The 7,878-nt window shown below is 61.5% G+C and carries 7 protein-coding genes and 1 pseudogene; all 8 read right to left on the bottom strand.

Annotated features, from left to right (window positions below; all coding sequences use genetic code 11):
* Positions 1–2 precede the first annotated feature (2 nt).
* A complete protein-coding gene (locus TSA1_RS14040; protein ID WP_100176896.1) occupies positions 3–1,214 on the bottom strand; it encodes a TraB/TrbI/VirB10 family type IV secretion system protein in 1,212 nt (403 codons plus the stop codon).
* The gene (trbG, locus tag TSA1_RS14045) at positions 1,211–2,245 is read right to left on the bottom strand and encodes a P-type conjugative transfer protein TrbG (RefSeq protein ID WP_174718897.1); all 1,035 of its coding nucleotides are present in this window, start codon (positions 2,243–2,245) and stop codon (positions 1,211–1,213) included. The genes TSA1_RS14040 and trbG overlap by 4 nt, the downstream gene beginning before the upstream one ends.
* Positions 2,242–2,925 carry a conjugal transfer protein TrbF gene (gene trbF / locus TSA1_RS14050; RefSeq protein ID WP_100176898.1) on the bottom strand — a complete coding sequence of 228 codons (684 nt, stop codon included), beginning with the start codon at positions 2,923–2,925 and terminating at the stop codon, positions 2,242–2,244. Before trbF ends, trbG begins: the two co-directional genes overlap by 4 nt.
* A 92-nt stretch (positions 2,926–3,017) precedes the next feature.
* Positions 3,018–4,247: a P-type conjugative transfer protein TrbL gene (gene trbL, locus TSA1_RS14055; protein ID WP_100176899.1), complete on the bottom strand. Its 1,230-nt coding sequence runs from the start codon at positions 4,245–4,247 to the stop codon at positions 3,018–3,020.
* Positions 4,244–4,612, bottom strand: a complete 369-nt coding sequence (trbK-alt, locus tag TSA1_RS14060; RefSeq protein ID WP_100176900.1) for a putative entry exclusion protein TrbK-alt — start codon at positions 4,610–4,612, stop codon at positions 4,244–4,246. The genes trbL and trbK-alt overlap by 4 nt, the downstream gene beginning before the upstream one ends.
* Positions 4,612–5,343 carry a P-type conjugative transfer protein TrbJ gene (gene trbJ, locus TSA1_RS14065; protein ID WP_100176901.1) on the bottom strand — a complete coding sequence of 244 codons (732 nt, stop codon included), beginning with the start codon at positions 5,341–5,343 and terminating at the stop codon, positions 4,612–4,614. Before trbJ ends, trbK-alt begins: the two co-directional genes overlap by 1 nt.
* Positions 5,340–7,781: a conjugal transfer protein TrbE gene (gene trbE, locus TSA1_RS14070; RefSeq protein WP_100176902.1), complete on the bottom strand. Its 2,442-nt coding sequence runs from the start codon at positions 7,779–7,781 to the stop codon at positions 5,340–5,342. The genes trbJ and trbE overlap by 4 nt, the downstream gene beginning before the upstream one ends.
* 10 nt (positions 7,782–7,791) lie before the next feature.
* Positions 7,792–7,878: pseudogene (locus TSA1_RS40645) on the bottom strand (VirB3 family type IV secretion system protein); the annotation flags it as partial.

Here is a 7,878-nt window from a genome sequence, read left to right on the forward strand (position 1 = left end):
CCCTATCCTCCGTACGGCGCTAGTATGAGGTCGCGATTGACGACAACACGAACCGGGAAACCAGGTCGCACGGTCAGCGTGGGCTGGATGTTGAGGCTGCGCCGAACCACCTGCTGTCCGGTCTGGTTTAGTGAGTCCGAACCGCCGTGTCGCAATGCCTGGATGATTGCGCTGTCGTTGCTGTTGGTATCCGAGCCAGCCCCCAGTTCGGTCCCGACCGCCAGAAACGTCGATAGTGCCGCAGCCTTGAATAGCTCGCCCCAGTGATTGTCGACCTGATCTTCGAGGCCTGCATACCCGGCTGTGTCAGCGCCAGGCTGTCGCTCGAGAACGATAGAACGTCCATTCGGCATGATCAGCCGGGTCCAGACGAGCAGGACGCGGGACTGACCGAAAGCGACCTGGCTGTCGTAAATCCCGATCAGACGCGCTCCCTGAGGCACAAGAAGAAAACGGCCGGTCGGCGTGTCGAAAACATTTTCAGTTACCTGCGCGGTGATTTGGCCTGGCAGGTCCGATCGGATCCCCGTGATCAGCGCTCCCGGAATTACCGTTCCAGCCTGCACGATGTAGGGTGAAGCGGGCTTGGTGACGCGGTCAGGGCTTACCGTGCGACGGTCTACCGAGGCGTTTACGAAGGCAAGCTTGCGGTCCTGACCGTTTTGCCCGGCCCCATCGTCGTCGGCGCTCGTTGCGTTCGGCGGCACGACGCGCTCGCTGCCAACAACGGCACCGGCTGACGGACGCACTTCTCGTCCATTGGTCGAAGCGAATAGATGACTAATGCGGGCTGCCTCGGTCTCTTGATCCCGGCGCTGCTGGTCCGGATCAGCGCCGATCGCGGGAGACTGGCCTTGAGCGGCAAGGATCGGTCGACCGAGGTCCCCGGGGAGCGGCGGACCAAGCTGCGGTAGTGGTTGGCGCGGAATGCCAGCATAGTCCTTCGGCAGCGTCGTAATACCGTCGGCGACATTATGATGGTCAGTGCTGTAAAGCTCATCAGCCGCCTGGTTTCGGGAGCGATTGCCCTGCAGCGACCACAGGACCGCTCCGCCGATAACCAGCAGGGCAACCGCACTTCCTCCGGCCAGCACTTTTCTCGACAACCGCGTCACGCGCGGATGCTCGCCTCTAAGGCGAAAGCTCCTGGACTGTTCCTCTTGTGTCTTCGCCGGTGCTGATTGCTCTTGATCGTTTCCATTCCGGCTGTTCATGACGACGGCCTCCCGTCGGTCCTGACAATTCTGACCTTCTGTTGGTGTTCACCGCCGAGCCGGAGTTCCGCGGCTGCAAACAGCCGATCGACGATCAACACGTTGCCGTAGGCCCGATAGTTGACGAGTTCGGTCTTGCCGTCTGGGCCGATGACAAACAGCGGTGGCATCTCACCCTGGACAATGCCCTGCGGGAATTCGACGTAGACCTTGCGGCCATCGTCATACACGGCGAGCGGCCGCCAGGGCGGACTATCCCCTTCGATGGCATAGCGGGAGATACGCTGCGCCGGATCCGGAAGAACAGGTTTCAGAGCGACTGAACGGGACCGTTCGCGCGCTGTTTCCGGATAGTACCAGGCGACAGATGGCATGTATGGCCGCTCCCGGGAGCGGAGCTCGATCAGGTAGGTGCGCCGGTCGGTATTTACGACGAGATTGGTCTCAATCGATGCGCGGGTTGGCTTAACCAGGATATGGACCCGCCGCGTGTCGCCGCTCCCGCTCTCTGTATCGCCGACGACCCAGCGCACGGTATCTCCGGCCGCGATAGGCCCTGATCCCGTCAACTGCTCTCCCTCCTCGAGTGCAATATCCGTGATCTGCCCCGGCGCGGCATAGATCTGATAGAGCGCCCCGGGGCTGTAGGCGTAGATCTGCGCTGCGTTGAAGTACCCTCGCTTGCGCGGTTCGACCCGGGCTGCGCTATTTGCCGTCTCAACCCGGCTCACGGGTTCAGCGTCTTCCTTCCCTCCCGACTTGCCGCCGAGAGCCGGCTTCCAGAGGGGTGGAACGTGAAGCGGTCGCGATCTATCGTCGAGAGCCGCTGGCGTCGCCGGCAACGGAGGAACTTCAGCGTCATAGCTGATCTCCGGCGGAATGTAGGTCGCGCACCCACCAAACGCCGAGGAACCAAGCAGGAGAGCAAGCAGGACTGCTCGCTTCGCGGTCACGAGTTCGGACCAAGCCGAATTGAGCCTGCTGTGTGCGATGGGACGATTCGAATGAACGTCATGCGGCGTCTTGGTCACTGACTCAACTCCTTTGACCAGTTGATGGCGCGGACATAGACGCCAAGGGGATTCTTGCGCAGGCGTTCGGCATCGCGCGGCGTCTCGATCACGATCGTGAGGATTGCAGTCCAACGTTCGGTCGAACTCAGCGAGCCGCTGTCGTAACTGCGTTGAGTCCATGCGACCCGAAAGCTTTCTGAAGACGCGCGAATGACGCTCGAGACGTCAACGGAGATCTGGGCCTTGCCCAACTTGGCAAAGGGGTCATTGTTACGCGCGTAGTCGTTGAGTGCAGCGGCGCCGCGATCGGTTGTGAAATCATAGGCCCGGAGCCAGTTTTGGCGCAGAACGATTCCGTCGGCGGGCAGGCTTCTGACATCCTCGATGAAGCGCGCCAGATGGTATGCGATCTGCGCGTCCGTAGGCTGATAGTCGATATTGGCGGGCGCAACCCTTTGGGCTTGGCCGAGATGATCGACTTCGACTACCCAGGGCGTGATCGAGCCTTGGCTGGATTGCCAGACAAGGCTGCCAGCGAGACCGGCCGACAGCATCAAACAGCCGAACGCCATTAGGCGCCAGTTCTTGGCTTGCACGCGCGCTGATCCAATGCGTTCGTCCCAAACCTGCGCGGCCTTTTGATAAGGCGTAATCGGCTCGGGCATGCGCCCGTAGTTAACTGATGGTCGTTTGAACATTGATGGTTGCCCCTGATATCGTGTGATCGGTTTCGAGTCGTGCGATAGGTGGATTTGAGGCGTGCTGTGCGGCGGAGATGCAGTCGTGCGTCTCAGCGTTCTCCTTCGGACAAATCGACGGAGGAGCCGCTGCCACCATGATCGCCGGAGCGGACGGCGTGGCCAGCGGCCGAGGCACCATGCCGAATGGTCTGAGCACGCTTCATGCGGCGAGCCCAATCAGGCTGCCCTTCGACCGGAGCGCTCGCGCCTTGGTCGCCCGCTTGGCTACCTCCGAAGGCAGCCGCTGCTCGACGCAATGGACTCGTGACAGCCGAGCTGCCCGCCTCCGCCAAGCCGGCAAGGCCGCCGCCGCTTCGATAGGCGGCTGTTGCTCCGGTTATGACAGCGCCGCCCCCGCGCGCGGCGCCTGCAACCGTACCGCCAGCGAGACCGGCACCGCCAGCGGCAAGTCCCGCGCCAGCCGCAACAATGCCGCCAGCAACAAGGCCTGTTCCAATCGCGGCGCCGGCGCCGAGTTGAGGTCCGCCCGACACTAGGCCGTTTGCGATACCCGGACCGAAGATGCCGAGGCCCAGCAGGGAAAGCGCCGCAAGCACCAGCGTCATCGCGTCTTCGATGGTCGGCTGTGCACCGCCGAAACCTGCGGTGAACTGCGAGAATAGGGTGGAGCCGATGCCGACGATGACGGCCAGGACCAGGATCTTGATGCCGGAAGATATGACGTTGCCCAGAACGCGCTCCGCCGCGAATGCGGTCTTGCCAAACAAGCCAAAGGGAATGAGCACGAATCCGGCCAGTGTCGTGAGCTTGAACTCGATCAGCGTGACGAAGAGCTGGATCGCCAGAATGAAGAAGGCGAGCAGCACCACGACCCACGCGAACAGGAGAACGACGATCTGGACGAAATTCTCGAAAAAGCTGATGTAGCCCATCAGGTTGGAGATCGAATCGAGGAGCGGTCGACCGGCATCGAGACCGACTTGAGCGATCTTCCCCGGTCGCAGGAAATCCCCCGCCGACAGGCTTGTGCCGGACGCTTTCAACCCAAGACCCGCAAAGCTTTCAAAGACGATGCGCGCCAGGCTGTTCCAATTGCTGATCAGGTAGGCGAAGACGCCGACAAAGAGCGTCTTCTTGACGAGGCGTGCGATGATGTCCTCGTCCGGCCCCCAGCTCCAGAACAACGCGGCAAGCGTGATGTCGATCGCGGCAAGCGTAGTTGCGAGATATCCGACGTCGCCACCCAGCAGCCCGAAGCCGTTATCGATGTAGCGCGTGAATGTTTCAAGGAACTGGTCGATGATGCCCGTATTGGTCATGGCTTGCTCGCTTCAGGTAAAGCCAGGGGCGGATATCCTTGTGGGACTCGGCTCTGATCCTTTGGGGCGGACGCCAAGCCTGCGGTGGAATCGTCTTGGCCAGGATCCGCGGGACCGTTCTTCTTGAAGAAGCGTCTCCGGTTTTCGGCCCAGACGTGCCTGCAATGCTGATAATCTGCAGTTTGGACCGCAGTGACGCTGCGGCAGCGCGCGAGGTCAGAGTTCGCTTCATCTGTCGTCTGCTCTCCCTTCGGCATCGCGAGCGTCTTGTCACCGCCGCGAAGCTGAATCGTGCAGGCAGTGACGACCAACACGCCGATTGTCGTCAGCAGCGACAACGCCTTGAATGCCCTTATGTCGGTCATTAGTGGAACATCTGCACGTTGGAGGATTGATAGCCCTGCCCCGGTGTCAGGAAGCGCCGAAGCTGCTCTCGTCCCTGATCCTGGGCCGAGGCGCGCTGAGCCGCTTCAAGACTCTGCGCCCGACCTTGCGCCGTCACGACAGCAGTAAGATCGACGAGCTGCTGCGCGTTCAGCGCAAGGATCTGATTTCCAGCCTGCGTTGCCTGCAGCGCGCCGCTGGCACCCTGGCTTGACGTTACGAGTGCGGACGTCTGGATACGATTGGTGTCGAGGTTGCCAACGATGCCGGCCTGGACGCGAAGCGCGTCTTGCGTTGCCGAGTAAGTATTTTGCCAGCGCGATTGCGCATTGGAGATCAGCAACTGATTCGACTGGCTGCCGGTCGCCGGCGCGTAGCTGGTCGAGAAGGCACGATCGATCTGCTGCACGTCGTATGCGATACGCTGGGCCTGGGCCAGCAATTGCTGGGTGCGCAGGATCGAGGATTGCAGTTGCTGCAGCGATGAATACGGCAGGCTTGCCAGATTCCTCGCCTGATTGATCAGCATCTGCGCCTCGTTCTGCAACGAGGTGATCTGATTGTTGATCTGTTGGAGCTCCCGCGCAGCAGTCAGGACGTTCTGAACGTAATTGTTGGGATCGAAGACGATCCACTGCGCCCGCGCCGGTGCCGCGACTCCAACCGTGAGAGCGATGGTGCCAGCAGCCACCAATAGGCCGAGATGCCTCATTGCGATTTCTCCAGATTGACGAGATTGGGGATCAGGTCCAGGGCCCAGGCGACGCCGCGGTGCTCAAGCCAGGCCGGTAAGAAACCGTCAGGTCCGTGTTCAGCGAGGAGCTGCGTGATGGCGTCCTGATCGGTCCTTGAGGAAGCTGCGGTGAATGCGAGCGCAACCTCACCAAGGCCAAGTTCGAACATCCGGTTGCCGCGACGGGACTGGCAGTAATAGTCGCGCTTTGGCGTTGCCCGGCTCAGAAGCTCGATCTGCCGATCATTGAGGCCGAAGCGGCGGTAGATGGCTGTTATCTGCGGTTCGATCGCCCGTTCATTCGGCAGCAACAGGCGCGTCGGGCAGCTTTCGATGATCGCGGGCGCGATCGCGGAGCTATCGATGTCCGAGAGCGACTGGGTGGCGAAGATGACGGATGCGTTCTTCTTCCGAAGCGTCTTCAGCCATTCCCGGAGCTGGCCGGCAAAATCCTCATCGTCGAGGGCAAGCCAACCTTCGTCGACAATCAGGAGTGTCGGCCGACCGTCGAGACGATCACCGATGCGATGGAAGAGGTAGGCCAGCACGGCCGGGGCCGCGCTCGTTCCGATCAGACCTTCCGTCTCAAACGCCTGGATCGGGGCTTCGCCAAGGCGCTCGAATTCGGCATCAAGCAGCCGGCCGGACGGGCCGCCCAGGCAATAGGGTTGCAGGGCACGTTTCAGAGAGTTGGATTGCAGGAGAACTGACAGTCCCGTCAGGGTGCGCTCCTCCCTCGGCGCCGAAGCGAGAGACGTCAGCGCCGACCACAAATGATCCTTGACCTCCGGGGTGATCTCGACCTTTTCCCGTGCCAGGATCGCGCCGATCCATTCCGTCGCCCATCCGCGCTCGGAAGGATCATCAATCCAGGCCAGCGGCTGCAGGGCGACGGGTTGTCCACCTCCGTCGGACAATGCGCCGCCGAGATCATGCCAATCACCGCCCATGGCGATGGCGGCCGCCCGGATCGAACCACCAAAGTCAAACGCAAAGACCTGCGAGTTCGGATAACGCCTGAACTGTAGCGCCATCAGCGCGAGAAGCACTGACTTTCCGGCGCCTGTGGGTCCCACTACAAGGGTATGACCAACGTCGCCGACGTGGAGTGAGAATCGGAACGGCGTTGATCCCTCGGTCTTGCCGAACAGAAGCGGTGGACCCTTGAAGTGCAGATCCCTCGCCTCGCCGGCCCACACGGCCGACATCGGAATCATATGGGCGAGGTTGAGGGTCGATACCGGTGGCCGCCGCACGTTCGCATAGACATGCCCCGGCAGGCTGCCGAGCCAGGCTTCGACGGCGTTCACCGTCTCGATCATGCAGGTAAAATCGCGCCCCTGAATGACCTTCTCGACCAGGCGGAGCTTTTCATCAGCAGCATTGGGATCACCGTCCCATACGGTGATGGTTGCGGTGACAAATGCTTGCCCGATCTGATCCGACCCCAGTTCCTGCAAAGCCGCGTCGGCATCTATCGCCTTGTTGTGAGCGTCGGTATCGAGCAGCGTCGATGCCTCGTTGGTCATGACCTCCTTGAGGATGACGCCGATGGATTTTCTCTTCGCGAACCACTGGCGGCGGATTTTGGTCAGCAGCTTGGTGGCATCGGTCTTGTCGAGCATGATCGCACGGGTCGACCACCGATATGAAAACGCCAGGCGATTCAGGTCATCCAGAACTCCTGGGGTCGTCGCCCCCGGAAAGCCCACGATCGTCAGAACCCGCACATTGGCCGAACCCAGCATCGGCTCGAGCCCACCGGTCAGCGGCTGGTCAGCCAACAGCGCATCGATGTACATCGGAATTTCTGGCACCCGAACGCGATGACGCTTGGTCGAAATCGTCGAGTGCAGGTAGGTCAGCGTGTCCTGATCATCGAGCCAGATGCATTCCGGCATAAACCCTTCGACGAGTTGCAGCATACGGTTGGTTTGGTCGATAAACCCGCGGAGGATCTCGCGCGCGTCGGCGCCAACGGTACGATCACGCCCCTCGTAAAGCAGTCTCTCTGCCCTCGCGGCTCCCTCCTCCGGCGGCAGATAGAGGAAGGTCAGGAAGTAGCTGGACTCATAATGCGCACCCGCCTCCTCGAACTGAGCCCTGCGTTCCGCGTCAACCAGCGCAGACGCGACATCCGGAAAGCAGTTAGGCGGGTAGGTCCCCGCAAAATGACGCTGCGCCTCGACGAATACGGCCCAGCCCGATCCCAGGCGACGCAAGGCGTTATTCAAACGACCGGCAACGGCGACAAGCTCAGCCGGCACTGCGCTGTCGAGGTCAGGCCCCCGGAACTTCGCCGTCCGCTGGAACGAGCCGTCCTTGTTCAGGATGATTCCCTCGTCGACCAGGGCTGCCCAGGGCAGGAAGTCTGCGAGCCGAGCGCTGGAATGGTGATATTCGGCAAGGTTCATCATGACCGAGAGCTCAGCTGTTGAGATGACCGGGGATGCGCAGATGTCGGCGCACCACATCGACAAAAGCGGGGTCGCGCTTGGCGGCCCAGACGGCGGC

The sequence above is a fragment of the Bradyrhizobium nitroreducens genome (genome assembly GCF_002776695.1).
Lineage (GTDB): Bacteria > Pseudomonadota > Alphaproteobacteria > Rhizobiales > Xanthobacteraceae > Bradyrhizobium > Bradyrhizobium nitroreducens.

What these genes read in the sequence shown, in the direction of transcription:
- TSA1_RS14040 (WP_100176896.1), bottom strand. Translation starts at nt 1,214, where the DNA reads ATGAACAGCCGGAATGGAAACGATCAAGAGCAATCAGCACCGGCGAAG.
- trbF (WP_100176898.1), bottom strand. Translation starts at nt 2,925, where the DNA reads ATGTTCAAACGACCATCAGTTAACTACGGGCGCATGCCCGAGCCGATT.
- trbL (WP_100176899.1), bottom strand. Translation starts at nt 4,247, where the DNA reads ATGACCAATACGGGCATCATCGACCAGTTCCTTGAAACATTCACGCGC.
- trbK-alt (WP_100176900.1), bottom strand. Translation starts at nt 4,612, where the DNA reads ATGACCGACATAAGGGCATTCAAGGCGTTGTCGCTGCTGACGACAATC.
- trbJ (WP_100176901.1), bottom strand. Translation starts at nt 5,343, where the DNA reads ATGAGGCATCTCGGCCTATTGGTGGCTGCTGGCACCATCGCTCTCACG.
- trbE (WP_100176902.1), bottom strand. Translation starts at nt 7,781, where the DNA reads ATGATGAACCTTGCCGAATATCACCATTCCAGCGCTCGGCTCGCAGAC.